The sequence below is a fragment of the Curtobacterium sp. DN_7.5 genome (assembly GCF_022655355.1).
Classification (GTDB): Bacteria; Actinomycetota; Actinomycetes; order Actinomycetales; family Microbacteriaceae; genus Curtobacterium; species Curtobacterium luteum.
Genome location: NZ_CP093378.1, coordinates 2,642,331 through 2,668,113, shown reverse-complemented (window position 1 = coordinate 2,668,113; position 25,783 = coordinate 2,642,331). Strand labels below are relative to the sequence as shown.

Below are 25,783 nucleotides of genomic sequence, written 5' to 3'. Positions count from 1 at the left end.
GGCGGTGCTCGCGTCGCAAGCACCGCCTCCCGTCCGCCCCATCCACCGGATCAGGACCGCGTGAACGACGAGGAGGTCGTCGCATGACCACCATCCAGGACCCACCGGCCGTACCGGCCGTCGCGACCGCCGTCGCGACCGGCAGGACGACCCCACGCCGGAAGGGCGACGTCGCCGGCGCCGTCGGCCGACGCTCCTGGTGGGGCGCGGCGTTCGCCGCGCCGCACTCGATCGGCCTCGTCGTCTTCACGGCGTTCCCGATCATCGCGTCGCTCGTCGTCAGCTTCATGAACTGGCCGATGCTCGGCGAACGCAGCTGGGCGGGCGTCGAGAACTACGCGCGGCTGTTCCAGGACCCGGTGTTCCGGACGGTGACGCTCAACACGGCCCTGTTCGTTGTGCTCTACGTACCGCTCAACCTCGTCGTCTCGCTCGGGCTCGCCGCGTGGCTGACGCCGCGCATCGCCGGGCGGCACGTGTTCCGCGTGCTGTTCTTCATCCCGACGATCACCCCGATCGTCGCGAACGTCGTCGTCTGGCGCATGCTCTACCAGCCAGGGGGCGCGATCGACGCGTCGCTGCAGTCGACCGTCGGCGTGCACGCGCCGAACTTCCTCGCCGACGAGCACTGGGCGATGCTCGCGATCGTCGCGATGAGCGTCTGGCAGGGCTTCGGCTACAACATGCTGATCTTCTCCGCCGCGCTCGACGCAGTGCCGGAGAACCAGATCGAGGCCTCGCAGCTCGACGGCGCGAACGCGTGGCAGACCTTCTGGGCGATCAAGTTCCCGCTCATCTCGCCGTCCGTGTTCTTCGCCACGATGATGACCCTCATCACCTCGTTCCAAGTGTTCGTCCAGCCGTTCGTGCTGACGAAGGGCGGACCCGGGACGGCCACGGAGACCCTCGTGCAGTACATCTACAACACGGGCTTCCAGAACCAGCAGCTCGGCCTCGCCTCCGCCGGCGCCTGGGTGCTGTTCGTCATCATCCTCGGGATCACGGCCGTCCAGTTCCTCGGACAGAAGCGGTGGGTGCACTATGAGTGAACTGACCCGGACCCGCACACGCGGGTTCACGACGTCGAACCGGACGGTCAACCCGCGAGCGATCCCGCGCACCGCTGCCGCGCCGCGACCCGGGCGGGTCCGGCACGCGATCGGCTACGCGCTGCTGTGCCTCGTGGCCCTGCTGTTCGTCTCGCCGCTCGTCTACATGGTGGCGACGAGCCTCAAGCCGGCCGACCAGGTGTTCACCACGCCGCCGACGCTCTGGGGCCGATCGCTCGAGTGGGACAACTACGTGCAGGCGTTCACCTACCTGCCGTTCGCACGCTTCATCCTCAACGGGGTGCTCGTCGCGGCAGCGGGCACCGCGATCAACGTCGCCGTCGCCGTGCTGTCCGGCTACGCGTTCTCCCGGCTCCGCTGGCGGGGACGCAACACGGTGTTCATGCTGTTCCTCGTCACGCTGATGATCCCGCAGGACGTGCTCGTCATCCCGATGTACGTGATGATGCAGGGTTTCGGATGGGTCGACACGTTCCAGGCGCTCATCGTCCCGTGGGCGTTCACCGCACTCGGCGCGTTCCTGATCCGACAGTTCTTCCTCACCGTGCCGCAGGAGCTCGACGACGCGGCCCGCGTCGACGGCGCCGGGGCCATCCGGACCTTCGTGTCGGTGATGCTGCCGCTCGCGCGACCGACGATGGCCGTGCTCGCGGTGTTCTCGTTCATCTCCTACTGGAACTCGTTCCTCTGGCCGCTCGTCGTCGTCAACGACGTCGAAGCGCACGGCACGATCCCGCTCGGCCTGCAGCAGTTCTTCGGCCAGCAGGGCTCGGAGTGGAACCTCGTGATGGCCGCCTCGGTGATCTCGATGCTGCCCACCGTGATCCTGCTGGTCCTGCTGCAGAAGCACCTGGTCAGGGGGATCGTCACCTCCGGCCTCGGCGGCAGGTAGCCGACCCCGTCGAGGCGCGCCGCGCCTCCCGTCCGTCCTCGTTCGTCCCTGGTTCGTCCCCCTGGAAGGAAACTGGCCCTCATGACCATCACCGCACCTGCTGCACCGCAGACCGAGACCGACGCGGGCGGTCTGCCCGCGTGGTTCACGCACGATCGGTTCGGCTTGTTCATCCACTGGGGGCTCTACGCGCTCCCGGCCCGGCACGAGTGGGTGAAGAACCGCGAGCGCATCACCGACGACGACTACCAGAAGTACTTCGACCACTTCGACCCGGACCTGTTCGACCCCACCGACTGGGCGCGTCGGGCACGCGAGGCCGGCATGAAGTACGCCGTCCTCACGACGAAGCACCACGAGGGCTTCGCGCTGTGGGACTCGCAGCTCACCGAGTACAAGGCGACGAACACCCGCTTCGGCCGTGACATCGTCCGCGAGTTCGTCGACGCGTTCCGGGCCGAGGGCATCCGGATCGGGTTCTACCACTCGCTCATCGACTGGCACCACCCGGATTTCACGATCGACGGCGTCCACCCCCGCCGCGACGACAGCCCCGAGGAGATCGCCCGGCTGCAGGAGGGCCGGGACATGGCCCGGTACCGGGAGTACCTGCACGGGCAGGTCGAGGAGCTGCTGACCGGGTACGGCCGGATCGACTACCTCTTCTACGACTTCTCGTACCGGGACAACGACCACGAGGACCGCTGGGGCGGGAAGGGCCGCGACGACTGGGGGTCCGAGGAGCTGATGGCGCTGACGAAGCGGCTGCAGCCGGGCATCATCGTCAACGACCGCCTCGACATCCCGGGCGACATCGTCACGCCCGAGCAGTACCAGCCGGACAAGCCGATGGAGGTCGACGGCGTCCCGGTGCCGTGGGAGGCGTGCCAGACCTTCAACGGCTCGTGGGGCTACGACCGCGACAACCAGGACGTCAAGAGCGTCGACCTGCTCGTCCGGATGCTCGTCGACGGGGTCTCGAACAACGGCAACATGCTCCTCAACGTCGGACCGACCGGCCGCGGGGAGTTCGACCCGGTCGCACGGCGCGCGCTCGCCGGCATCGGGGAGTGGATGCACCAGCACGCGCGCTCCGTGTACGGCGCCGGACCGTCGTCCTTCCGGGCCCCGGCGGGCACGGTCTACACGCAACGCGGGAACCGGCTCTACCTGCACCTGTTCACGTGGCCCTTCGAACACGTGCACCTGCCCGACCTCGCCGGCAAGGTCGTGTACGCGCAGCTCCTGAACGATGCGTCCGAGGTGCGCTACCGCGAGATCCCACCGGGCACACGTGCGCAGAACACCGGCCTCGGTGGGCAGCCCGCCGGCACCCTCACCCTCACGCTCCCGATCGTCCGTCCGGACGTCGCAGTGCCGGTCGTCGAACTCTTCCTGCAGGAGGACTAGTGCAGCGGATCCTCTCGCGCACGCGGCTGCGGCCCGGCAGCGAGGCGGCGTACGACAGCGTGCACGCCACGGTCCCGCCCGCGCTCGCGGCACGGCTCCGCGAGGCGGGCGTGCACGACTGGACGATCTGGCGGGACGGCCTCGACCTGGTGCACCTCATCGAGGTCGAGGACTACCGGGCGATGCGTCGGTCACTCGCCGACGACCCCGTGAACGCCGAGTGGCAAGCGGTCGTCAACCCGCTGCTCGAGGCCGCCGACGACTACTCCGGCAGCGACGACGGCGTGCCGCGGGTCTGGTCGCTCGCCGCGCAGGTGGACGGAGCGGTCGCGGCGGTCGCGGCGGTCGCCGCGAGGGACGAGGCCGACCGGTGAGCGCGGTCGAGTCGGACCGCGGGCCGTTCTGGTTCGGCGGCGCCGGCATCGGCAACCTGCTGCGCGAGGTCACCGACGAGGACGCCCGGGCCGCCGTCGATGCGGCGTGGGAGGTCGGGGTCCGCGGGTTCGACACCGCGCCGCACTACGGCCTCGGGCTGTCCGAACGCCGGCTCGGTGCGGCGCTCGCCGGTCGTCCCCGCGACGAGTACCTCGTGTCGACCAAGGTGGGCCGGCTGCTCGTGCCCGGTCGCGGCGGCGGGGACGACCTGGCCTCCGGCGGGTTCGCGGTGCCGGACGACACCGTGCGGCAGTGGGACCCGTCGCCGTCCGGTGTCCGGCGGTCGCTCGACGAGTCGCGCGGTCGGCTCGGCCTCGACCACGTCGACATCGCCTACCTGCACGACCCGGACGTGTACTCGCTCACCGACGGCCTGACCCAGGCGCTGCCGACGCTCGCCGACCTCCGCGACGAGGGTGTCGTGCGAGCGGTCGGGGTCGGGTCGAACTCCGTCGAGGCCCTGGCTGCCGCGGTCGAGACCGGGCTGTGCGACGTCGTCATGCTCGCCGGCCGGTTCACGCTGCTCGAGCAGCCGGCGGCCGCGCTGGTCGAGCGGTGCGCGGAGCTCGGCGTCGACGTCGTCGCGGTGGGCGTGTACAACTCCGGCCTGTTGAGCTCGCCGCGCCCGGCGCCGGGGGCCACCTACGACTACGCCACGGCGCCCGCGCACCTCGTGGAGCGGGCGACCGCGGTTGCGGAGGTGTGCGAACGGCACGGGGTCTCGCTGCCCGAGGCCGCCGTCGCCTTCCCCCGCCGCGCTGCTGCGGTCCGCGCGATCGCCCTCGGAGCGCAGAACGCCGAGCAGGTGCGGTCGAACGCCGAGCGCGCGGCCGCGGTCGTGCCCGAGGAGCTCTGGGACGACCTGCGGACGGCGGGCCTCCTCAGCGCCTGAACGGCGGCAGCCCGGTCGTCTCGGTCATTCGAGCGAGCGGCGCAGCCACCGCTCCACGCCCTCGACGTGGGCGACGACGAGCGACTGCACGAGCTGCGGGTCCCGGCGGCGGATCGCGTCGACGATCGCGGCGTGCTCGTCGAGGGTGCGCTGCACGGAACCGTTCTGGGTGAGACCACGCCAGACCCGCACCCGGACGGTCTTGCTCGACAGGGCGTCCAGCAGCCCGGACAGGTACTGGTTCCCGCCGATGGTGGCGATCGTGGAGTGGAAGAGCAGGTCGTGGGACACGAGGTCCTCGACGCCGGTCGAGTCGTCGACGGCCTCCATCAGCGTCGCGAGCTCGTCGATCTGCTGCTCGGACGCCCGGGCGGTGGCGAGCACGGCGGAGGCGGGCTCGAGGATGCGCCGGACCTCGAGCAGGTCCACGAGGGAGCGGTCGTGGTGCATGTCGACGACGAACGAGACCGCCTCCAGCAGCACGGTCGGTTCGAGTGAGGTGACGTAGGTGCCGTCGCCACGTCGGACGTCGAGCACGCGGATGAGTTCGAGTGCCTTCACGGCCTCGCGGAGGCTGTTCCGTGAGAGGCCCAGTGACTCGCTGAGTTCCTTCTCCGGCGGGAGGCGTTGGCCCGGTTGGAGCTCGCCGCTCACGATCATCTGCTGGATGCGTGCGATCGCATCGTCGGTCAGCGACGCCACGTCACCACCTCCTGCTCGACCGGGTCGCGGACGCGACCCGACAGGACGACGATAGCCGCGCCTCCCGGCCGGTCACGCGGGGCGCAGCCGCAACGCCTGCATCCCGCCGTCGACCGCGAGGTCGACGCCGGTGGTCGACCGGGCCGACGGGCTGGTGAGGTAGCAGACCGCCTCGGCGACCTCCTCCGGTGCGACGAGTCGACCGTGCGGTTGCCGGGCCTCCAGTGCGACCCGCTCTGCGTCGGGGTCCGGGGCCGACGCCAGCAGGCGCCCGACCCACGGGGTGTCCGCGGTGCCGGGGTTGACGGCGTTGACGCGGATGCCCTCGCGCAGGTGGTCGGCAGCCATCGCGCGGGTGAGCGCGGCGATGGCGCCCTTGGTCGCGGAGTAGAGCGCTCGCTGCGGCAGGCCGGCCGTGGCGGCGATCGAGCAGGTGTTCACGATGCTCGCGCTCCCGGACGCCCGGAGGTGGGGGAGTGCTGCACGGGACACCCGCACGGCGCCGAGCACGTTCACCTCGTACACGCGACGCCACTCGTCGTCCGGGTTGTCCTCGACCGTGCCCTGTGCGCCGATGCCCGCGTTGTTGACGACGACCTCGAGCCCGCCGAGCCGTTCCGCGGCGGCGGCGACCGCGGCCCGGACGCTCTCGTCCGACGACACGTCGCACGGGAAGGACAGGTCGGAACCGTCCGCCTGCAGGTCGAGCACGGCGACGGTCGCGCCGCGCTCCCGCAGGGCCTCGGCGATCGCGGCACCGATGCCCGACGCGCCACCCGTGACGATCGCCCGGATGCCCTCGTGGCTCGCCGTGGCGCTCATGCGGCACCGACCGTCTGCCGCTGGGTCCCGAGGCCGTCCGCGCTGAGCTCGACGACGTCGCCGGCCCGGAGGTAGGGCGCCCCGCTGCCGAGCGCGACGCCCGCCGGGGTGCCGGTGTTGATGACGTCCCCGGCGTGCAGCACCATGAACTGCGACAGGTACCGCACGACCTCGGTCGGGCGGAAGATCATGTCCGCGGTGGTGCCGTCCTGCCGGACCTCGCCGTTGACGGAGAGTCGCAGACCGAGGCCTTCGGGGTCGAGGCCTGCGTCCGCGAGCCCGGCGGGCGTGACGAGCCACGGGCCGAGCGGGTTGAAGGTCTCGCACGACTTGCCCTTGTCCCACTGCCCGCCGCGTTCGAGCTGGAACTCGCGCTCCGAGACGTCGTGGGCGATCGTGTAGCCGGCGATGCACGCGGCGGCTTCGTCCGCCGACGCGCAGTACCGCGCGGTCCGGCCGATCACGACGGCGAGCTCGACCTCCCAGTCGGTCTTCGTGCTGCCACGGGGGACCAGGACCTCGTCGTCCGGTCCGACCACGGTCGACGGGTCCTTCATGAACACGATCGGCTCGGTCGGGATCTCGGCGCCCGTCTCGGCCGCGTGGTCGCGGTAGTTCAGACCGATGCAGACGACCTTCCCCGGGCGGGCGACAGGAGCACCTCGGCGGAGGGCAGCGGCGTCGTCCGAGGGGATCGTCGGGAGGTCGCCGGCTGCCCTGGCTCGGCGGACCAGCTCGTCGGGGCCGGGCTCCGATGCGAGGAACGCCCCCGAGATGTCCGAGGTGAGGGGGCGGAGATCGACCACGGTGCCGTCGGGGTCGATGACGACCGGGATCTCCGAACCGGCTGGGCCAAGTCGTGCGAACTGCATCGTTCCTCGCTCTCGTCGAACGGCGCTACGCTGCGCCACACAGACATCCTATGTCTGTATGCCCCGAGGTGCCAGGTACGTCGCCTCGGCCGTCCGTCGGAACACGGCGTCGCGCTCGTCGTCCGTCAGGTCGGCGAGCGCGTCCCGGGTCGTCCCGAGCACCGCCGAGTACCGGGCTGCGAGCGTGGACACCGGCCAGTCCGATCCGAACGCCGTCCGGTCGGGGCCGAAGACCTCGACGACCTCGCGGGCGTACCGGGCGACCGGACGCTCACGCCAGTCGGGTCCTGCCTCGGTGAGCAGACCGGAGAGCTTGCACACGACGTTCGGTCTGGCGGCGTAGTCCGCCATCCGCTGCTGCCACCCGGCGTCACTGGCTGCGATGTCGGGCTTGCCGGCGTGGTCGAGGACGAACCGGGCTTCGGGTACGGCGTCCACCAGGGCGAGTGCCGCAGTGTGCTCCCGGGCGCGGACGAGCATGTCGAACGCGAGGCCTGCTGCCGCGACCGCGCGGACGCCCCGCACGACATCGGGTCGGGCGAGCCATCCCGGGTCGGGCTCGTCGTGTGCCTGGTGGCGGATGCCGACGAGCGCCGGGCCCGCTCGCCCGTCGTCGACGAGGGCGGCGAGCCGGTCGGCGACGTCCGGTGTCGTCAGGTCCACCCAACCGACGACCCCGGTGACGGGCGCGGGCTGCGCGAGGAGGAAGGCCGTCTCGCCCGGGTCGTGCGCCGCCTGCACGACGATGGTCGCGGTGACGTCGGAGTCCGCCGTCGCGGTGCGCAGGTCGTCCACGTCGAACCGTCGGCGGAGGGCGGCGACCCCGTCGTCCGCCATCCACGGGTACGGCCGGTCGGCGGGGTCCCAGAGGTGGTGGTGAGCGTCGATGATCACGGGCCCATCCTGCCTCAGATGTCGGATGTCTGCCCCGCCGGTGTGTGGATCGCGACGATGTCGAACGTCATCAACCGTCCCGCGGAGGTCGCCGACGCAACGACCCCAGCACGCGGCGGTCCTCCGGGGCCGGGCCGCACCGTGACGCGGACCACGGGCGTCTCCGGCGTCGTGCCGAACGCCCAGCAGGGTGATCGACCCGCCGACTAGCGTGACCGCCATGCAGCCGCTCGCGCCCGGATCGCTCCGCATCCTCCACCTGTCCGACACCCACCTCACCGGTGACGGCGCCCTCCACCAGGGCTCGACCGACACGACCGCGGCCCTCGACGCCGTGCTCGCGTCCGCCGAGGGCGTGCCGGACGTCGGGCTCGTCGTGGTGTCGGGCGACGTCTCCGAGGACGGCACCCCGGCCTCGTACACGCGCCTGCGCGAGCGCGTCGGCGGGTGGGCCGAGCGGCACGCTGCCGCGCTCGTCACCGTCCCGGGCAACCACGACCTGCGGGAAGGCTTCCGGCAGGTGCTCGCGAACGGGCACGTCCTCGGCGAGGGCGGTCGTCCACTCGCGCACACCCTCGAGTACCTCCCGCCCTCGGTCCCGGTGTCCGGGCAGTCCGTCGTCGCCGGGCGTCGGGTCGTGACGGTCGACACGAGCGTCCCCGGCTCCGGGTACGGGCTGATCGCGGACGAGGCCCTCGACCGGCTGCGGCGTGCCCTGTCCGACGGGGAGCCGTCGGACGGCGGCTCCGTGGTCGTGCTGCACCACCCGCCGCTGCCGGCCCCGACCGCACTGCACGAGGCCCTGCGGCTCCGGAACGCCGAGGCGTTCGCGGACGCGATCCGCGGGACGGACGTCCGCTTGGTCCTCGGCGGCCACCACCACCACCATTCGGCCGGCTCCATCGCCGGGGTACCGGTGCTCGTGGCCCCGGGGGTGGCGAACGACACCGACGTGGTCGGTGCGTACGACGAGGAGTCGGCGCACATCGATGCGGGGTACCTCGTGGTCGACCTCGCGGCGGACGGGTCGGTGTGGTCGTCGCCGGTGCGGGTCCCGCGGCCGGACACCGATCCGCTCGCGTTCCACCTCGGTGCCGACACAGTGACGCGGATCATCGACGCGGCCGGTTGACCGGTGCGTCCCGGACCTGACGGGAGGCGCGTGGCGGCGCCGCCACGCGCCTCCCGTCCGCGGGTGGGAAGTCCCCCAGTCGTGCGGACACCACCCGGCCCGCACGAGTAGACGAGAGGCAGAACGTCTTCGAAGGAGCGCGCCATGCGACACGGCAACGCAGTGCAGTACGACCGCTACGGCGGGTTCGACGTGGTCCAACTGGTCCCGCAGGAACGACCGGACGCCGGTCCCGGCGAGATCGTCGTCGAGGTGGTGGCCGCCGGGCTGAACCACATCGAGCGGTTCCTCCGTGAAGGCAAGTTGCGTGAGTTCATCGACCTCGACTTCCCCGCCCACCAGGGCGTCGACTTCGCTGGCATCGTCCGTGCCCGGGGTGAGGGCGTCAAGGACCTCCGCGTGGGCGACGAGGTCCTCGGCCACGCCCCGACCGGCGGCGCGCACGCGAACTGGGTCAGGGTCCCTCGCGGTGCGGTGATCAAGAAGCCGGAGCTCGTCGGGTGGGAGGTCGCCGGAGGGCTCTACCTCGCTGGCTGCACCGCGGCGACGATCGTGCGCGGACTGCGGCTCGGCCCGCAGGACACGGTGGTGATCAGCGCCGCAGCGGGCGGGGTCGGGCACATCCAGTGCCAGCTCGCCCACGACGCGGGAGCCACGGTGATCGCCCTCGGCAGCGCCCGGAACCACGACTACCTCCGCCAGATCGGCACGCTGCCGGTCGTGTACGGCGAGGGCGAGGAACAGCGCATCCGCGAGATCGCGGACGGTCGGGAGATCACCGCGTTCATCGACAACCACGGCGAGTCCGATGCCGAGCACCTCTCCGAACGCCTGGGCATTCCCGCCGAGCGGTTCGTGTCGTCGGAAGAACGTCGCGACGTCGAACTCCGGTTCCTCCGCGCCCCCGCCGAGGACGACGAGGCCCGCGAACTGCTCACAATGCTCACGAAGGCCGTACAGGACCGTCGGGTGCAGGTGCTCATCTCCGGCTTCTACCCGTTCGAGTACATCGTGGACGCGTACGAGGACCTCGCGCAGATGCAGTCCCGGGGCAAGGTCGTCATCGGGATGCAGACCGTCGAGACGGGTGCGCGGATGGACTGGTACCGGTCCGAGAAGAACCGTGACCTGCGCGATCCGGTCCGCCGGCCCCAGACCGCCGACGCCGGCTGAACCCCTTCGCGGAGGACGTGCTCGGCGACTAGCTGAGCACGTCCTTCGTCGCGAACCGGCTGTACGCCAGCGCGCCGAACACGACGACGTACCCGAGCTGCAGCAGCGCGTTCGCGCCGAACGAGTCGAACGAGATCGGGTCCCGCAGCAGGTCGCCGAAGCCGAGCCACTGGTGCGAGAACAGGTACGGGTGCAGCCAGTCGAGCTGCGGGAGCTGGTCGAGCACCTGAGACGCCCCGGCGAGCACGACCGTCGCGGCCATCGCCCCGACCGGGACGTTCGTCAGCGTCGAGGTGAACAGCCCGATCGCCGACAGCCCGAGCATCGACATCGCGACGTACAGCGCGAGCAACAGCGCCCGGCCCGCGTACGACCACCCGCCGACCTGGGTGCCCGACAGCAGGGTCACCGGGCCGATCGGGAACAGCAGCGCCCCGATCGCCGCTCCGACGAGGACGATGAGGAGCGTCGCGGCGAGGGCGAACGCCACCGTGCCGACGTACTTCACGAGGACGAACCGCAGGCGGCCGGTCGGAGCGACGAGCAGGTAGCGGATCGTCCCGTGGCTCGCCTCGCCGGCGACCGTGTCGCCCGACACCACCCCGATCGTCAGCGGCAAGAACAGGGGGATCGAGACGGTCAGCGCGGTGAACGCCACGAAGAGGCCGTTGTTCGTGATGTCACCGAGGAACGCCGGCCCGCCGCGGTCAGGGCCCGTCGTGGCCCGGACGGCGATCGCGATGAGGATCGGGACGAGCGCGAGCGCGCCGAGCATCGCCCAGGTGCGACGGCGGCGGAACAGCAGTCCGAGTTCGGAGCCGAGCAGGGCGAACGGGCGACGACGGGTGGCCGCTGAACGGCCGGTGCCCGCCCGCTCGACGTCCGGGCCGGACGAGACGTCAGGCAGCGACATCGAAGCCCTCCCCGGTGAGCGCGACGAAGCGGTCCTCGAGGGTGCCGCCGCCGACGGTGATGCCGCGGACGCGGACGTCGGCCCGGACGAGCTCCGCGGTGACGTCCTCGGCGAGCACGGCCGAGGGCAGCTCCGCCACGAGGACGTCCGCGCCGCCCTCGTGGCGCGGTGTCAGGCCGAGCCGGGTGAGGACGGAGCCGGCCTGGCCGACGTCGGGCGTCCGGACCGTCAGCGTGCGGACGCCGGCCGAGCGCAGCTCGTCGAGGGACCCCTGCGCGACGAGCTCCCCGGCGCGCATGACCCCGGCGTGCGTGCACACCTGTTCGATCTCAGCGAGCAGGTGGCTCGAAACGAAGACCGTCGTCCCGTCGTCGGCGAGGGAGCGGATGAGGTTCCGGACCTCGCGCGTGCCCTGCGGGTCGAGGCCGTTCGTCGGCTCGTCGAGCACGAGCAGGTCGCGCGGGCTGAGCAGGGCGTTCGCTAGGCCGAGGCGCTGCTTCATGCCGAGCGAGTACGCGTGCGCCTTCTTGTCGGCCGCGTGGGACAACCCGACCCGGTCGAGCGCCGCGGACACGCGGGCCTTCCGGGTGCGTGGGTCCGTCGAGGGGTCGGCGGCGTCGAACCGCGCGAGGTTCGCGCGGCCGGACAGGTACGGGTACGACGCGGGCCCCTCGACGAGGGCGCCGACCCTGGGCAGGACATCGTGCAGGGCGTCCGGCATCCGGCGACCGAGGAGCTCGATCGTGCCGCTGGTCGCGCTGGAGAGCCCGAGCAGCATCCGGATCGTCGTCGTCTTGCCCGAGCCGTTCGGGCCGAGGAACCCGTACACCGAGCCGCGGGGGACCTCGAGGTCGATCCCCTTCACCGCGTGCTGCTTCCGGAACACCTTCCGCAGGCCATCGGTGCGGATCGCGTACCCGTCCGGAGCAGCAGCGTCCGTCACTTGGCCGCGGCCACGAGGGCGGAGACCGGCACGGCCCCGGCGAGCACCCGTCCGTCGGCGGTCAGGTACACCGACACCAGGGACGTCTGCACCGCGCGACCGCCGTCGACCGGGCGGGTGAGCTGGTCGAGCAGCCCGTCCGCGTCAGCACCGAGCGAGGACGTGTCCGCCGTGCCCGCGGGGAGCTCGGCGACGGTGTCCCACCCGGAACCCGTCGTCACGACACCCGCACCGGCGCCGTCGTGTCCGCGGTGGTCGCCGTCGCCACGTGCCGTTCCGGACAGGTCCTTCGTCTGCACCTCGGCACCGCTCGGCGGCGTGAAGTCGAACAGGCGGGCGGCCGGAGCGCCGTAGTCGAGGCTCGTGAAGCCGACCTGGAACGCGGGCGTCGACTGCCCCTTCGCGGCGACGGTGACCCGCAGCGGGAGTCCGGTCTGCTGGTCGACCGCGAGCTGAACCGACCCGACGAGGGTGTCGGACGACTTCGGCGAGAGGGTGATCGACCAGGCGTCGTGCCCGGCGACCGAGGTGCTCGTCGGCTTGGACACCGTCGTGCTCGGGGTGATCGCGTCGATGGCACGCCGGGCGAGGTCGGCCGGTGTCGCGGTGCCGTCCTGCTGCGTCGACGCCTTCGCGGGCAAGGTCACGTGCGTCGCCTCGCGCTGCTTCGAGTCCCACGTCCAGACGTCCGAGCCGTTGCGCACGAGGTCCTGCTCGGCCAGCTGCGTCGTGACCTGCACGCGCTGCTTGTCGGCTCCGTCGACGTAGAGCCGAGCGGTGTGCGACATCGTGAGCATGCTGAGCGCATCCGACGCGTCACCCTGCAACGACGAACCACCGGAACCGGACGGGAGCTCGGGCAAGCCGAGGTCGCTCGTCTGCTCGACCTTGCCGGAGTACTGCGCGTCGGACGACTGCGCGACGCTCGCGATCACGTCCGCGGCGCTCGGGTCGGACCCGGCGATCGGCGTGGACGCCGCGTTCGCGATCATCGGCGCCGCGACGGCGCCGGCGACGACGACCGGTGCGATGACGGCGGGCAACCAGGCTGACTTCTTCATCGGGATCCCTCCTGAGAGGTGTGAGCGGTGCGTGCTCGGCGGTACGAGCTGGATGGTGCGTGCGGGACGGGGGCACCGTACGTCCGGCAACCGACAGAACGCTGGGCATCGCCGACCTCCCTAGACTCGGAGCGCGGACGCGGTCCGCGCGCGACCTCGAAGGAGACGGCATGCGGGCGGTGCTCGGAGTGGACATCGGCACGTCGAGCACCAAGGCGCTGCTCGCCCGGCTCGACGGGACCGTCCTCGCCGAGTCGAGCCGACAGCACGACGTCGACCGGCCGGAGCAAGGGCTCGTCGAGATGGACGGCGACTCGTGGTGGGCCGAGTTCGCCGAGCTCACCCGCGAGCTGCTGCGCTCCGTACCGGACGCCGACGTCGCGGCCGTCGGGGTCAGCGGGATCGGACCCTGCGTGCTGCTGACCGACGCCGACGACCGACCGTTGCGACCTGCCGTGCTCTACGGCGTGGACACCCGTACGGCGGACATGCTCGACGAGGTGACGGCCGAGCTCGGTGGCCTCGATCCGGTCCGGGCCCGCTGCGGCAGCGCGCTGACCACGCAGGCAGCGGGCGTGAAGCTCGCCTGGCTCGCACGGAACGAGCCGGACACCTGGGCGCGGGCGGCGCGGTTCACGATGCCGTCGTCCCGGGTCGTCGGGCTGCTGACCGGCGAGTACGTCCTCGACCACCACTCGGCGAGCCAGACGACCCCGCTCTACGACGTGCACGAGCACCGCTGGATCCCCGAGTGGTGCGACGCGCTCGCGCCGGGTCTGCTCATGCCGCGGTTGGTGTGGTCGGGCGAGCGGGCGGGGGCGGTGACCGCAGCGGCGGCAGCGGCCACGGGCCTCCCGGTCGGCATCCCGGTGACCGCCGGCGCGATCGACGCCTGGGCCGAGGGCGTGAGCGTCGGCGAGGCCGTGCCGGGGCGCATGTTCCTGCAGTACGGGACGACGATGTTCATGATCGCGCCGACGACCGGAGCGATCGCGGTGCCGGGGATGTGGACGACGGTCGGGACCCGACCGGGACAGGCCTGCGTGGCGGGTGGCACGGCGACCTCCGGGGCGATCACCGAGTGGCTGCGACGGCTCTTCCACGGCGACTGGTCGACGATGCTCGAGGAGGCCGAGGCCTCGGGCCCGGGCGCGAACGGACTGCTCATGCTGCCCTACTTCGCGGGGGAGCGGACACCGATCGCGGATCCGCACGCGCGCGGCGTGGTGGCCGGGCTGACGGTCCGACACACCCGGGGCGACCTCTACCGGGCAGCGCTCGAGGCGACGGCGTACGCGGTCCGTCACAACCTCGAGACACTCGCGGCGGCCGGCGTCGAGGTCCGGGAGCTCGTGGGAGCGGGCGGCGGCCTCCGTGGGTCGCTCTGGCCGACCATCGTGTCCGACGTCACCGGACTGCCGCAGACCGTCCCGAGCGTGACGGTGGGGGCGTGCTTCGGATCGGCGTTCCTCGCGGCGGGGCTCGTCGCCGACGTCGACATCGCGACGTGGAACCCGGCCGACCGGGTCATCCACCCAGACCCGGAGGCGCACCGCGGCTACGAGGCCGGGTACCGCGACTTCCGCGACCTCTACGATGCCACGGCCGCGATCGTGCACCGACTGGCCCGGCGGACGGCTCCGCACCGCTGACGGAGCCGTCCACCGGCGACGCTCAGGAGCGCCGGGACGGGATGATCGAGACCTTGACGCTCGCACCGGCCGAGTCGCCGACCAGGTCGAGCGCCTGCTGGAAGTCCTCCAGCGCGAACTGGTGCGTGCAGATCTCCGACATCGGCAGGGTCTCCGACTCCAGGAGCTTGATCGCTGCCGGCCAGGTGTGCGGCCCGAGGTGCGCCCCGCGGACGTCGAGCTCCTTGTCGTCCGAGATGATCGACCAGTCCACGGACACGTTGTCCTTGAAGACCGAGTACTCGACGAACGTGCCGAGCTTGCGGAGGAGGTTGAGGCCCTGCGGCACCGCCGACGGGTGTCCGGTCGCCTCGATGTAGACGTCGGCGCCGTACCCGTCGGTGAGTTCCTTGACGCGGGCGACGGCGTCCTCCTCGGCGATGTTGATCACGATGTCCGCGCCGACCTTGCGGGCGAGCTCGAGCTTCTCCGGCACCACGTCGAGGGCGATGATCCGGAGGGGGTTCTTCTGGCGGGTGCCGGCGATCGCGGAGAGGCCGATCGGGCCCGCGCCGGCGATGACGACCGTGTCACCGAACTTGATGTCGCCTCGCTCGACCGCGTGGAAGGCGCAGGACAGCGGCTCGGCGAACGCGGCGACCTGGCCGGGCAGGTCGCTCGACACCGGGTGCGTGAGGGCCTTGGTCGGGACGAGGACGTACTCGGCCATCGCGCCGTCGTAGCCCTTGAAGCCGAACATGTCGTGGACGTTGCACATCCAGTAGATGCCCTCGAGGCAGTAGCGGCACTCCCAGCACGGCACGATCTGCTCACAGGCGATGCGGTCACCGAGCGACACCTTGCGCTTGGCGAGGGCGTCCTCGTCACCGGCGACGATCGTGCCGACGAACTCGTGCCCGGGGATCCGGTCGGTCTCGGCCCACGCCGGTCGGTTCTCGTCACCCCAGAACTTCGCTGCGCCGTGGTAGCACTTCAGGTCCGACGCACAGATCCCGACCGCGTCGGTACGGAGGAGCAGTTCGCCGGGTCCGGGCGTCGGGACGGGGCGCTCCTCGAGCCGGTAGTCACCGGGGCCGTGGACCACGACGGCGCGCATGGTCGCCGGGATGATCGCGGAGCCGCTGCTCGTGGGGGTCTCGGTCGTCGTGGACATGAGGATCTCCAGGGGTCGTGGTCTCGCCGCGTCATCGCGGCGAGGGCGACACTACGCGACACGGAACAAAAGTCAAGAACAAGATTTCTGCCGACGGGTCACCGTGTCCGAACGCAACGATTTCGGCGCGTCCACTTGCAGAAATTTCGTCACGCACATAATTTCTGCCTTGCACCACGCTGAGTGGTGCCGGTCCGCCTCCCGACGGACCGACGCAACGGAGCGAACCACGAGGAGCACGCGATGACGCGAGCCGACCACAGGACCCGGCGTCCCGACGCGACGCGGGCTGCCACCAGCCTCCCGGGCTGCCGAACGGCCCGAGCCGTCCGCAGCGGGGGCGTCCGATGACCGCCACCGGCGCGGTCCCGACCGTGCGGAACCGTCGGGCCGTCAAACGGGTCGTCCTCGTCGCGGCCGTCCTGGTCGTCGTCGTCGCCATGGCGCTGTCGGTCAAGGTGGTCGGCAAGGGCTCGACGGTTGGTGCCGGTCCTGCCGCCTTCTCCGCATCGACATGGGGGAAGACCAACTTCCCGAAGGTCCAGGCGGCGATCGCGAAGCGCGCGGTGCCCGCGACCGAGCTCGCGCCGGCGATCATCGCCGACCCCGCCGCCGCGGCGAAGAAGTACGGCGTCGACGCCGGCACCGGGCCGGAGTTCGCGACCACCTTCACCGGCACTGTCGGCGCCCCGCAGGACGGCATCTACCCGGTCACGGTGTCCGGTCTCCCGAGCGGGCTGCTGGTCCGCATCCAGACCGGGCCCGCCATCAACGGCACCGACCTCCGCGACGCTCCGGGGACGATCGAGTTCGGCCAGTTCACCAACCAGATCGACTACCAGAACGCGGGCGCGGCACTCAACGACCAGCTGAAGAAGCAGGTGCTCGCCGAGGTCGACACCGGTTCGCTGCAGGGCAAGAAGGTCACCGTCACCGGCGCGTTCCAGCTGATCAACCCGAAGGGCTGGCTCGTGACGCCGTCCGCACTGGAGGTGAACGGATGAGCGGCGACGACGCGATCGGCACGGTCGTCCTCGAGGCGACCGACATCGTGAAGACGTACGGTGCGACCCGGGCGCTCAAGGGGGTGGCGTTCGCGGTGCACCGCGGGCAGGTCACCACGCTGTTCGGGGAGAACGGCGCGGGCAAGTCGACGCTCATGAAGATCCTGTCCGGCGTCGAGCAGCCCACCTCCGGCACGCTCACGCTGCGCGGCGAGCCGGTGTCGTTCGCGGACACCGTGGACGCCCGCGAGCACGGCATCTCGATCATCCACCAGGAGCTGAGCCTGGCGCCGAACCTCACGGTCCGCGACAACATCTTCATGGGGCGTGAGCTGCGTGGGCCCACCGGGGTCGACTACGCCGAGGAGGCCCGACAGGCCGCGGCGGTGCTCGCGGAGCTGGGCGAGGACATCGACCCGCTCGCCCTGGTGTCCGACCTGCGCCTCGGGCAGCAGCAGCTCGTCGAGATCGCCCGGGCACTCTCGGTCGATGCGCGGATCCTCATCATGGACGAGCCGACGAGCGCGCTCTCGGCGTCCGAGGTCGAGGTGCTCTTCACGGTCGTCCGCGACCTCAAGGCCCGTGGGGTGTCGATCGTCTACATCTCGCACCACCTCGAGGAGGCCCTCGAGATCACCGACCACGCCGTGGTGCTCCGGGACGGGTCGGTCACCGCGACGGCCCGGCGCGCGGACATCGACCTCGAATGGGTCGTCCGCGCGATGGTCGGCGAGGGGTTCGACCTCGGTTCGCCCCCCACCGGGTACGAGTTCGGCGCACCCGCGCTCGCGATCGAGGACGTCGTGGTCGCCGACCCGGACGTCCCGGGGCGGAACGTCGTCGACCACGTGTCGCTGTCGGTCCGGAAGGGTGAGATCGTCTGCATCTACGGCCTCATGGGTGCTGGTCGGACCGAGCTGCTCGAGGCCGTCGCCGGACGCACGCCCGTCGACGGCGGTGCGATCCGCAAGGGCGACCGCGACCTCGCCGGGCTGTCCATCGCCGAGCGGATCGACGCCGGGCTCGGTCTCGTGCCGGAGGACCGGCAGCGGGATGGCCTCGTGCAGACGATGACCGTCGGGTCGAACATGTCCCTGGCGTCCATCGGCGCGTTCGTGCGCGGTCTCTTCCTGTCCGGTCGCCGCGAGGTCGACCTGGTCACCGACTCGATCCAGACCGTCCACGTGAAGACGGCCGGGGGCGGCGCCATGATCGGCTCGCTCAGCGGCGGGAACCAGCAGAAGGTCGTCATCGGCAAGATGCTCGCGACCGACCCGGACGTCATCCTGCTCGACGAACCGAGCCGGGGCATCGACATCGGTGCCAAGGCCGAGGTCTTCCGGCTGCTCGCCGAGCGCGCCCGACAGGGCCTCGCCGTCGTCTACACCACCTCAGAGGTGGGCGAGTGCCTGAGCATCGCCCACCGCATCGTCGTCATGAGCCGCGGGCGCATCGCCGCCGAGTTCGGTTCGGACGTGACCAAGGAAGCGATCATGGCCGCCTCGGGCGAAGCCGTGGTCGCATGACCGCCAGGAACGGAACAACCATGACCACCACGACCGCCGGTCAGCGGCGCCCCGCCCTCTTCCCCGACGGGTTCAGCGTAGGACGTCTGCTGCTGCAGGGACGGGCCTACTTCGCGCTCGTCGTCATCATCGTCGTCTTCTCGATCCTGTCGCCGAACTACTTCACGGTGAGCAACCTCCTCACGATGTCGTCGCACGTCGCCGTGTACGCCATCCTCGCGCTGGGCATGCTCCTGGTCATCCTCAACGGCGGCATCGACCTGTCCGTCGGATCGACCCTGGGGTTCTCGGGCGTGATCGCCGGGTTCCTCATGAAGGGGGTGGCCATCGGCGGGGTCACGCTCTACCCGAAGGTCTGGGTCGTGGTCGTGCTCGCGTGCGCCTCCGGAGCGCTCATCGGCCTCGTCAACGGCGTGCTCGTCGCACGGTTCAAGGTCGCACCGTTCGTGGCGACCCTCGGCATGCTGTACGTCGTCCGCGGCATCGGCCTGCTGATGACGAACGGGCTGACCTACAACAACCTCGAGGGGAACGCCGCGCTCGGCAACACCGGGTTCGACTGGCTCGGCTTCAACCGGCTGCTCGGGCTCCCGATCGGTGTGATCGTGATGATCGTCGCCGCCGTGGTCGGATCGCTGCTCCTCAACCGCACCGTCTTCGGCCGCTGGCTGTACGCCTCGGGTGGCAACGAGCGCGCCGCGGAGCTGTCCGGTGTGCCGGTGAAGCGCGTGAAGATCCGCGTGTACGTCCTCTCGGGCCTGTGCGCCGCGATCGCCGGCCTCATCCTGTCGTCCGAGCTCACGAGCGCCAGCCCCACGGCCGGCAGCTCGTACGAACTGACCGCGATCGCAGCGGTCGTCATCGGCGGCGCGGCGCTGTCCGGCGGTGTCGGCAACGTCCGCGGCACGCTGCTCGGTGCGTTCGTCATCGGCTTCCTGTCCGACGGACTCGTCATCATCGGCGTCTCCGCCTACTGGCAGACCGTCTTCACCGGCGCCGTCATCGTGTTCGCCGTCCTCCTCAACGCGGTCCAGTACAAGCGTCGTCCGGCACGTGCCGGCGGTGCAGCGGGCCCCCGACAGACCTCTCCCACCGACACCCAGCCCCCGGCGGTCGTCGGCGAGAAGACAGCCGTCTGACCCTCCCGTCACACGGTCCACAGCGAAAGGAAACCCACCATGAACCGCAAGCTCGCAACGGTGCTCGCAGCGGGAGTCGGACTGAGCCTGGTCCTGACGGGCTGCTCCGCCGGCGGTGCCGCGTCCGGCGGCGACGGCTCGTCCAAGAAGGGCGGCCTCATCTCGATCATCGTGAACGATCCGTCGAACCCGTACTGGAAGACGGAGGGCGACGTCGCGTCGGCCGAGGCGAAGTCGCTCGGCTACAAGTCGAACGTCTCGGCGTCGAAGGGTGACACCAACACCGAGAGCAACCTCGTCGACACCGCCATCACGAACAAGTCGGTCGCCATCATCCTCGACCCGGCCAACGCGAGCGGGTCGATCGGCGCCGTGAAGAAGGCGGACGCCGCCGGCATCCCGGTGTTCCTCGTGAACGCGGAGATCAACCAGGCCGGACTCGCGAAGGCCCAGCTCGTGTCGAACAACGCGCAGGGTGCGGCGATCGGCGCGCAGCAGTGGGTGAAGTCGGTCGGTGACTCCGGCAACTACGCGGAACTGTTCGGCGCCCCGTCCGACAACAACGCCCAGACCCGGTCGAACGGCTACAAGACCGTCCTCAGCCAGTACCCGGACCTCAAGGAGGTCGCCAAGCAGGTCGCGAACTGGGACCGGACGCAGGGCCACGACAAGACCCAGTCGATCCTCCAGGCCGACCCCGACATCAAGGGCATCATCTCCGGCAACGACGAGATGGCGCTCGGTGCGATCGCCGCCCTCAAGGAGTCCGGGAAGCTCGACCAGGTCAAGGTCGGCGGCTTCGACGGTTCGCCGGACGCGGTCGACGCCGTGAAGGCGGGCGAGCTGCAGTACACCGTGCTCCAGCCGGTTGCGACGTTCGCCAAGAAGGCCGTGCAGGAGGCCGACGAGTACCTCCGCACGGGAAAGACCGGCGCGGCGCAGGAGAAGCAGGCGTTCGACTGTGTGCTCATCACCAAGGAGAACGCGGACAAGGTGACCTCGCCGTTCACCCTCTCCGAGTGACACGTCCCTGACCTCGGACGTCGGCCCCGGGCCTGCACCCATCGGTGCAGGCCCGGGGCCGACGCGCGCGTGCCGGGGACGGGGCCGTCAGCGGGAGCACGGCCCGCGACGGACGGCACGCGACGGGCGGTCCGCCCACCGCGGGCACCACGAAGGACCGGCCGCAGCGATCCCTGTCGCTGCGGCCGGTCCTGGTCGGTCGGTCATCCCGTGGTCGGTCTCAGTCGGCGGCGGGCGCCCCCGCGTCGATGCCCGAGGGCGACGAGCCGTCGTACCCGCAGATCGCGGCCACCTTCTCCGCGCTCGCCGAGGCCGGGTCGAACTCGTAGCCGAGCCACTCCCGGACGAGGCGTCGGGCGAGCTCGACGCCGATCACGCGCTGGCCCAGACACAGCACCTGCGCGTCGTTGGAGAGCACCGAGCGCTCGACGCTGAACGAGTCGTGCGCCGTCACCGCACGGATCCCCGGCACCTTGTTCGCGCTGATCGCGACCCCGAGCCCGGTGCCGCACACCAGGACCGCCCGGTCCGCACGGCCGTCCGCGACCATCCTCGCCGCGTCCACGGCCACGTGCGGGTACGCGGTGTGCCCGTCCGCGTCGACGCCGACGTCCTCGACGGACGCCACACGGTCGTCGGCGAGCAGGTCGCGCTTGATGATCTCCTTGTAGTCGTACCCGGCATCGTCCGAGCCGATCACGATCCGGTGGGTCATGGGTGTGTTCCTTCCTGTCGGTCTGCACGCTCGGCGAGGACCTCGCCGACGCGGGTGAGGATCAAGCCCATGGACGTCGCGCCGGCGTCGGGCGTACCGATGCTCTTCTCCGCGAGCGGCCGCGCCCGTCCGACGCGGGGACGCAGGTCGGCGGTGGCAGCTGCCTCGGCGACGGCGACCGCTGCGGCGGCACGCCACGCGGTCGCGGTGTCCTGGCCGGCGTCGACGCCCTCGCGGAGTGCGTCGACGAAGGGGAGGAGAGCGTCGAGGAGCGTCTTGTCGCCACGCGCGGCGCGGCCGAGGTGCACGATCGCGTCGGCGAAGGCCTGCGCGGCATCGACGACGTCGACGGCGCGGTACTCGTCGCGGTCGTCGCGCAGCGACCGACCGAACGCCTCGAGCGCTGCGCCCCAGAGGACACCGGAGGTGCCGCCCGCGAACTCGGCCCACGCGTCACCGGCGCGTCCGAGGACGAAGGCGACCCCTGCCTCCCGGTCGAGCCGTTCGGCGGCCCGGCGGGCCGCCCCCGATCCCTTGACCATGCCGCGGCCGTGGTCGCCGTCGCCCGCGACGGCGTCGATGCGGCCGAGCTCCTCCTCGTGCTCGCGGAGCAGCGCGTCGACCGCGTCGAACGCGGCGCGCGCCGTCGCAGCGGCCTGCCGGGAGGCGGTGGTCGCGTCCGGCACCTCGGTCGCCTCGGCCGCGGCGTCCTCCACCGCGTCGGCGGCGACGAGCGCCGCGACCGGCGCCGCCACCTTGCGGTACGCGGGCGTGTACGCGTCAGCGCGCCAGTACCGCTCGAGTTCGTCGTCGAGCCACTGCAGGGTCAGCGAGCAGCCGCCCATGTCGAGGCTGGTGACGAGCTCGCCGACCTCGGGCTCGACCACCTCGAGGCCGGCCTCGGTCAGCAGCGGGAGCACCCGCCCCCAGAGCAGGAAGAGCTCCTCGTACTTGGTGTCGCCGAGCCCGTTCAGGATCGGGGCGACGCGGGTCGTGGACCCGGGCCGCTCGGTCAGCAGCCGCTCGACGAGCAGCGTTGCGAGCTCGCGCGCCGGCAGCAGGGGGACGTCCTCGATGCCCGGCTCGCCGTGGATGCCGAGTCCGAGCCCGAGGTGGCCCTCGGGGACCGTGAAGAGCGGTTCGCCACCGCCCGGCATCGTGCAGCCGGAGAACGCGACGCCGATGGTCCGCGTGGCGGCGTTGGCGGCGTTGCCGACGCGCTCGACCTCGTCCAACGACGCTCCTGCCGCCGCGGCGGCCCCCATCGCCTTGAAGACCGAGAAGTCGCCTGCGATGCCGCGGCGCTGCGACGGTTCGTCGGCGCTGGCGACGTCGTCGGTCACGACCACGACGCGCGTCGGGATGCCCTCGGCGTTGAGGCGCTCGGCCGCGATCCCGAAGTTCATCACGTCACCGGCGTAGTTCCCGAACGTGAGCACGACGCCCCGGCCCTGGTCGGCGGCCTTCGCGACCGCGTACACCTGTGCGGTCGAGGGCGACGTGAAGACGTTGCCGACGACCGCGCCGGTGGCGAAGCCCGGGCCGACGACGCCGCAGAACGCCGGGTAGTGGCCGGACCCGCCGCCGACGACGACCGCGACCTGCGGGTCGGCGTCGGCGGTGGGGAGCGTCACGACCCCGCCGTGGACCGCGCGCACGCGGTCGGCGTAGAGCGCGGTCCAGCCTGCCAGCTGGTCCTCGGCGAAGTCCTCGGGGTCGTCGTGGATGGTCGTCATCGTGGTGGGGTCCTGTCGGTGGTGGTGGATGAGGGACCGGACGGCGGCGGGACGGCCGCCACCGCCCGGGGTCAGTGCGTCCGGTCGCCCTGCGGGACGCGCAGGAAGTGGACCATCACGAACGCGCAGGCGTAGAGGCCGACGAAGGTCCAGGTGACCGCCTGGCCGCCGCCGCCGAGTGCGAACACCGCCGCGACGACGCCGGTGCCGAGGAACGCGGCGCCGCCGGCCGCCGTCGTGTACATCGCCATCGCGGCGCCCTTGTGGTCCGGCGCGAGGGCGGGCATGATCGCGCCCATCGGCACGAACCCGGCGAGGAGGCAGCCGAACACGCAGCCGGCGACGACGGAGAGCACGTAGCCCCAGTCCGACCCGGCGGGCACAAGCTGCGGTACGTACCACCACGCGACGAGGCCCGTCGCGGAGCCGACGATGCCGAACCACTTGACGGTACGCTGCCAGCCGATGCGGTCGCCGACCCACCCGAACAGGGCGTTCACGAGGATGTTGGTGGCGTAGACGCAGACGGTCATGAGGAGCCAGCGACCCTGGCCCCAGCCGCGGTCCTGGGCGATCACGGCGGGCAGGACGACGAACATCCCGAACTCCGGGGCGGTGTTGATCAGACGGACGAGGAAGCCCATGAGGACCTTCGGCCGGGTGACGGTGAGGCGCACGCCACTCGTCAGGACACGCCAGGTACTCTCGCCCTCCGGGGCGATCCGGCTGAACCCGTTCGGCAGCCGGACGCCGAACAGCATGACGAGGAAGCCGATCAGGACGAGCCCGACGGAGGCGATCATCGCGCCGGTCTCCCCGCCCGTGCCACCGCCGAACAGCGGGATCGCGCCGATGGCGAAGAGCGACCCGAGCGTGGGGAGGCCGCCGGTGAACGCGACGTAGAACCAGCCGACCGCGGAGCCGTTCCGCTCGACGGGCGTCGTGATGTTCACCCAAACGAGGAACGCGAACGCGAACAGCGGGTAGCCGAACCCGCGGAGGGCGTACGCCACCGCTGCGAAGGGGACGCTCCCGATCGCGAGCGCGATGAGGAACAGCACCTCGAAGACCACCCAGACGGCGAACCCGAGCACCATCACGCGGCGCGGCCCGACGAGGTCGGACAGGGCACCGGACACGTAGGACCCGATGAGCGCCGCGAGGCTGTAGAACGTCACGATGGTCGCGACCGTCGTCTCGGGACTGCCGAGCACGGCCACCATGTGCGGCGTGATGAAGTTCGACTCGACGCCGTTGCCCGTCATGAAGACGAGGACCGCGACGAAGCCGAGCGCGAGCGGCCTCGGGATCCCCATCCGGTCCAACCGCCCCTCGGTCCGGCGTGCTGCTCGCGCGCTCGTCGCACGCTGTGTCGTCGTCGACATCCTCGACTCCTGTGTCCTGGTGGTCTGCGATCGGATCCGACCCTACACCCGTGGAACGTTTGCTCAGAACATAATTTCCCCAATTCGCACGGCGCGCCGCGCTCCGCCGGTGTCACCGACCGCAGCGGGGATACGATCGCGATGTCCGCGCGAACCGATCGCTCGTCGACCGGTGTCGGCGACGCTCCGAAAGGCGATGCCACATGTCCTCCGACACCCCCGCCGCACCGACGGAGGCCGGGCGCTCGCGGTTCCCACTCGACACCGTGTACCAGGCGGCGCGGATGTACTACCTCGAGGACGCCACACAGGTCGAGATCGCGGCACGGCTCGGGGTCTCCCGCCCGACCGTCAGTCGGCTCGTCGCCGAGGCCCGCCGAGCGGGCCTCGTCCGCATCGAGGTCGTCGACCCCTTCCAGGACGAGACCGTCGCCCTCGCGGAGCGCCTGCAGGTCGTGCTCGGGCTGCAGGCCGTGCACCTCGCCGCGGTCACGCACCCCGCGACACTCGGCGTCGACCTCGCCGGACCGATCGCCACGGCCTTCGAGGGCATGGGGCTCGCTCCCGGGGACGCCGTGCTCATGTCGTCCGGGCGGACCGTGTACGACGTCGCCCAGGCGGGGATGCCACGGCTGTCCGGCGTCCAGCTCGTCCCCACGGTCGGAGGTCAGGCGGACCCGATGCCGTGGTTCCAGACGAACGAGATCACGCGGACCGCGGCCGAGCACTCCGGGGCGATCCCCGCGTTCCTGTTCGCCCAGGCGATCCCGTCACCCGCGATGCGCGCCACCCTCGACGAGGACCCGGCGTTCCAGCACGTCGTCGGTCTCTGGGGGAGTGCGAAGGGTGCGGTGCTCGGGATCGGCGCTCCGACGGCCACCCGGGACGCGATCGCCAGGGGCATCCCCGTCGAGGACGCGGCGTTCGACCTCGCCGCGGGTGACGTGTGCCTGAACTTCTTCGCCGCGGACGGGTCCGCGATCGAGTTCCCCGGCAGCGATCGCATGGTCCGGACCTCGCGCGAGGTGCTGGCGGCCGTTCCGCACGCCGTCGGCGTCGCGGTCGGCGAGGCGAAGGTCACGAGCATCATCGGTGCCGTCCGCGGGCGCCTCGTCAACGAACTCGTGACGGACGCGCCGACGGCGCGCGCCCTCCTCGACGCCCTCGCCTGACCGGCGCCCTCGCCTGACCGGCGCGCTCGCCTGACCGGCGCGCTCGCCTGACCGGCGCGCTCGCCTG

Annotated in this window: 25 protein-coding genes; 14 read left to right on the top strand and 11 right to left on the bottom strand. The window is 71.4% G+C overall.

What is annotated here, in order from left to right; all coding sequences use genetic code 11:
* Positions 1 to 83 precede the first annotated feature (83 nt).
* The 5 genes from MON03_RS12315 (at position 84) to MON03_RS12295 (ending at position 4,699) form a co-directional block, all read left to right on the top strand.
* A complete protein-coding gene (locus MON03_RS12315; RefSeq protein ID WP_242088647.1) occupies positions 84 to 1,049 on the top strand; it encodes a carbohydrate ABC transporter permease in 966 nt (321 codons plus the stop codon).
* Entirely contained in the window at positions 1,042 to 1,962 is a 921-nt protein-coding gene (locus MON03_RS12310; RefSeq protein WP_242088646.1) for a carbohydrate ABC transporter permease, read from the top strand. The genes MON03_RS12315 and MON03_RS12310 overlap by 8 nt, the downstream gene beginning before the upstream one ends.
* 81 nt (positions 1,963 to 2,043) lie before the next feature.
* A complete protein-coding gene (locus tag MON03_RS12305; RefSeq protein ID WP_242088645.1) occupies positions 2,044 to 3,372 on the top strand; it encodes an alpha-L-fucosidase in 1,329 nt (442 codons plus the stop codon).
* The gene (locus tag MON03_RS12300; protein WP_242088644.1) at positions 3,372 to 3,746 is read left to right on the top strand and encodes an L-rhamnose mutarotase; all 375 of its coding nucleotides are present in this window, start codon (positions 3,372 to 3,374) and stop codon (positions 3,744 to 3,746) included. The genes MON03_RS12305 and MON03_RS12300 overlap by 1 nt, the downstream gene beginning before the upstream one ends.
* The gene (locus MON03_RS12295) at positions 3,743 to 4,699 is read left to right on the top strand and encodes an aldo/keto reductase (RefSeq protein ID WP_242088641.1); all 957 of its coding nucleotides are present in this window, start codon (positions 3,743 to 3,745) and stop codon (positions 4,697 to 4,699) included. The genes MON03_RS12300 and MON03_RS12295 overlap by 4 nt, the downstream gene beginning before the upstream one ends.
* Positions 4,700 to 4,723: 24 nt before the next feature.
* Here the strand turns inward: MON03_RS12295 and MON03_RS12290 are convergent, their stop codons facing one another.
* From MON03_RS12290 to MON03_RS12275, 4 genes are all read right to left on the bottom strand, one after another.
* A complete protein-coding gene (locus tag MON03_RS12290) occupies positions 4,724 to 5,401 on the bottom strand; it encodes a FadR/GntR family transcriptional regulator (RefSeq protein WP_242088639.1) in 678 nt (225 codons plus the stop codon).
* A 72-nt stretch (positions 5,402 to 5,473) separates the two neighbouring features.
* Positions 5,474 to 6,223, bottom strand: coding sequence for an SDR family NAD(P)-dependent oxidoreductase (locus MON03_RS12285; protein WP_242088637.1), 750 nt, complete (start codon positions 6,221 to 6,223; stop codon positions 5,474 to 5,476).
* A complete protein-coding gene (locus tag MON03_RS12280; protein ID WP_242088635.1) occupies positions 6,220 to 7,095 on the bottom strand; it encodes a fumarylacetoacetate hydrolase family protein in 876 nt (291 codons plus the stop codon). The genes MON03_RS12285 and MON03_RS12280 overlap by 4 nt, the downstream gene beginning before the upstream one ends.
* Before the next feature lie 48 nt (positions 7,096 to 7,143).
* Entirely contained in the window at positions 7,144 to 7,989 is an 846-nt protein-coding gene (locus MON03_RS12275; protein WP_242088633.1) for an amidohydrolase family protein, read from the bottom strand.
* Positions 7,990 to 8,046: 57 nt separating this feature from the next.
* Between MON03_RS12275 and MON03_RS12270 the strand changes: the two genes are divergently transcribed.
* From MON03_RS12270 to MON03_RS12260, 3 genes are all read left to right on the top strand, one after another.
* Positions 8,047 to 8,199, top strand: coding sequence for a hypothetical protein (locus MON03_RS12270; RefSeq protein WP_242088631.1), 153 nt, complete (start codon positions 8,047 to 8,049; stop codon positions 8,197 to 8,199).
* Between the two features lie 10 nt (positions 8,200 to 8,209).
* A complete protein-coding gene (locus MON03_RS12265) occupies positions 8,210 to 9,121 on the top strand; it encodes a metallophosphoesterase (protein WP_242088629.1) in 912 nt (303 codons plus the stop codon).
* A gap of 144 nt (positions 9,122 to 9,265) precedes the next feature.
* Positions 9,266 to 10,294: an NADP-dependent oxidoreductase gene (locus MON03_RS12260; RefSeq protein WP_242088628.1), complete on the top strand. Its 1,029-nt coding sequence runs from the start codon at positions 9,266 to 9,268 to the stop codon at positions 10,292 to 10,294.
* A gap of 28 nt (positions 10,295 to 10,322) precedes the next feature.
* On the opposite strand, the gene MON03_RS12255 is transcribed toward MON03_RS12260, so the two are convergent.
* From MON03_RS12255 to MON03_RS12245, 3 genes are read right to left on the bottom strand one after another with little or no spacing between them, the layout of a single operon-like run.
* The gene (locus tag MON03_RS12255) at positions 10,323 to 11,207 is read right to left on the bottom strand and encodes an ABC transporter permease (RefSeq protein ID WP_242088626.1); all 885 of its coding nucleotides are present in this window, start codon (positions 11,205 to 11,207) and stop codon (positions 10,323 to 10,325) included.
* The gene (locus MON03_RS12250; protein ID WP_242088624.1) at positions 11,194 to 12,150 is read right to left on the bottom strand and encodes an ABC transporter ATP-binding protein; all 957 of its coding nucleotides are present in this window, start codon (positions 12,148 to 12,150) and stop codon (positions 11,194 to 11,196) included. The genes MON03_RS12255 and MON03_RS12250 overlap by 14 nt, the downstream gene beginning before the upstream one ends.
* Entirely contained in the window at positions 12,147 to 13,211 is a 1,065-nt protein-coding gene (locus MON03_RS12245) for a LolA family protein (protein ID WP_242088622.1), read from the bottom strand. Before MON03_RS12245 ends, MON03_RS12250 begins: the two co-directional genes overlap by 4 nt.
* Before the next feature lie 170 nt (positions 13,212 to 13,381).
* On the opposite strand from MON03_RS12245, the gene MON03_RS12240 reads away from it, so the two are divergent.
* The gene (locus tag MON03_RS12240; protein WP_175328171.1) at positions 13,382 to 14,863 is read left to right on the top strand and encodes an FGGY-family carbohydrate kinase; all 1,482 of its coding nucleotides are present in this window, start codon (positions 13,382 to 13,384) and stop codon (positions 14,861 to 14,863) included.
* 22 nt (positions 14,864 to 14,885) lie between these two features.
* Here MON03_RS12240 and MON03_RS12235 read toward each other — a convergent pair whose 3' ends face one another.
* Entirely contained in the window at positions 14,886 to 16,016 is a 1,131-nt protein-coding gene (locus MON03_RS12235) for a zinc-binding dehydrogenase (protein WP_242088620.1), read from the bottom strand.
* Between the two features lie 347 nt (positions 16,017 to 16,363).
* Here MON03_RS12235 and MON03_RS12230 point away from each other — a divergent pair, with 347 nt between their 5' ends.
* The 4 genes from MON03_RS12230 to MON03_RS12215 are packed head-to-tail and all read left to right on the top strand — an operon-like array spanning position 16,364 to position 20,708.
* Positions 16,364 to 17,020, top strand: coding sequence for a DUF2291 domain-containing protein (locus MON03_RS12230; RefSeq protein ID WP_022903662.1), 657 nt, complete (start codon positions 16,364 to 16,366; stop codon positions 17,018 to 17,020).
* Entirely contained in the window at positions 17,017 to 18,546 is a 1,530-nt protein-coding gene (locus MON03_RS12225) for a sugar ABC transporter ATP-binding protein (protein WP_242088618.1), read from the top strand. Before MON03_RS12230 ends, MON03_RS12225 begins: the two co-directional genes overlap by 4 nt.
* A 20-nt stretch (positions 18,547 to 18,566) precedes the next feature.
* Entirely contained in the window at positions 18,567 to 19,685 is a 1,119-nt protein-coding gene (locus MON03_RS12220; RefSeq protein ID WP_022903660.1) for an ABC transporter permease, read from the top strand.
* A 39-nt stretch (positions 19,686 to 19,724) separates the two neighbouring features.
* On the top strand, positions 19,725 to 20,708 hold the full coding sequence (locus MON03_RS12215) for a D-ribose ABC transporter substrate-binding protein (RefSeq protein ID WP_175328174.1): 984 nt from the start codon (positions 19,725 to 19,727) through the stop codon (positions 20,706 to 20,708).
* Positions 20,709 to 20,928: 220 nt separating this feature from the next.
* Here the strand turns inward: MON03_RS12215 and MON03_RS12210 are convergent, their stop codons facing one another.
* The 3 genes from MON03_RS12210 to MON03_RS12200 form a co-directional block, all read right to left on the bottom strand.
* The gene (locus MON03_RS12210; RefSeq protein WP_022903658.1) at positions 20,929 to 21,423 is read right to left on the bottom strand and encodes a ribose-5-phosphate isomerase; all 495 of its coding nucleotides are present in this window, start codon (positions 21,421 to 21,423) and stop codon (positions 20,929 to 20,931) included.
* Positions 21,420 to 23,159 (bottom strand): dihydroxyacetone kinase family protein, encoded by a 1,740-nt coding sequence (locus tag MON03_RS12205; protein WP_242088615.1) that lies wholly within the window; start codon positions 23,157 to 23,159, stop codon positions 21,420 to 21,422. Before MON03_RS12205 ends, MON03_RS12210 begins: the two co-directional genes overlap by 4 nt.
* Before the next feature lie 71 nt (positions 23,160 to 23,230).
* Positions 23,231 to 24,544: an RbtT/DalT/CsbX family MFS transporter gene (locus MON03_RS12200; protein WP_242088612.1), complete on the bottom strand. Its 1,314-nt coding sequence runs from the start codon at positions 24,542 to 24,544 to the stop codon at positions 23,231 to 23,233.
* A 203-nt stretch (positions 24,545 to 24,747) separates the two neighbouring features.
* Here MON03_RS12200 and MON03_RS12195 point away from each other — a divergent pair, with 203 nt between their 5' ends.
* The gene (locus MON03_RS12195) at positions 24,748 to 25,716 is read left to right on the top strand and encodes a sugar-binding transcriptional regulator (protein WP_175328177.1); all 969 of its coding nucleotides are present in this window, start codon (positions 24,748 to 24,750) and stop codon (positions 25,714 to 25,716) included.
* Positions 25,717 to 25,783 lie beyond the last annotated feature (67 nt).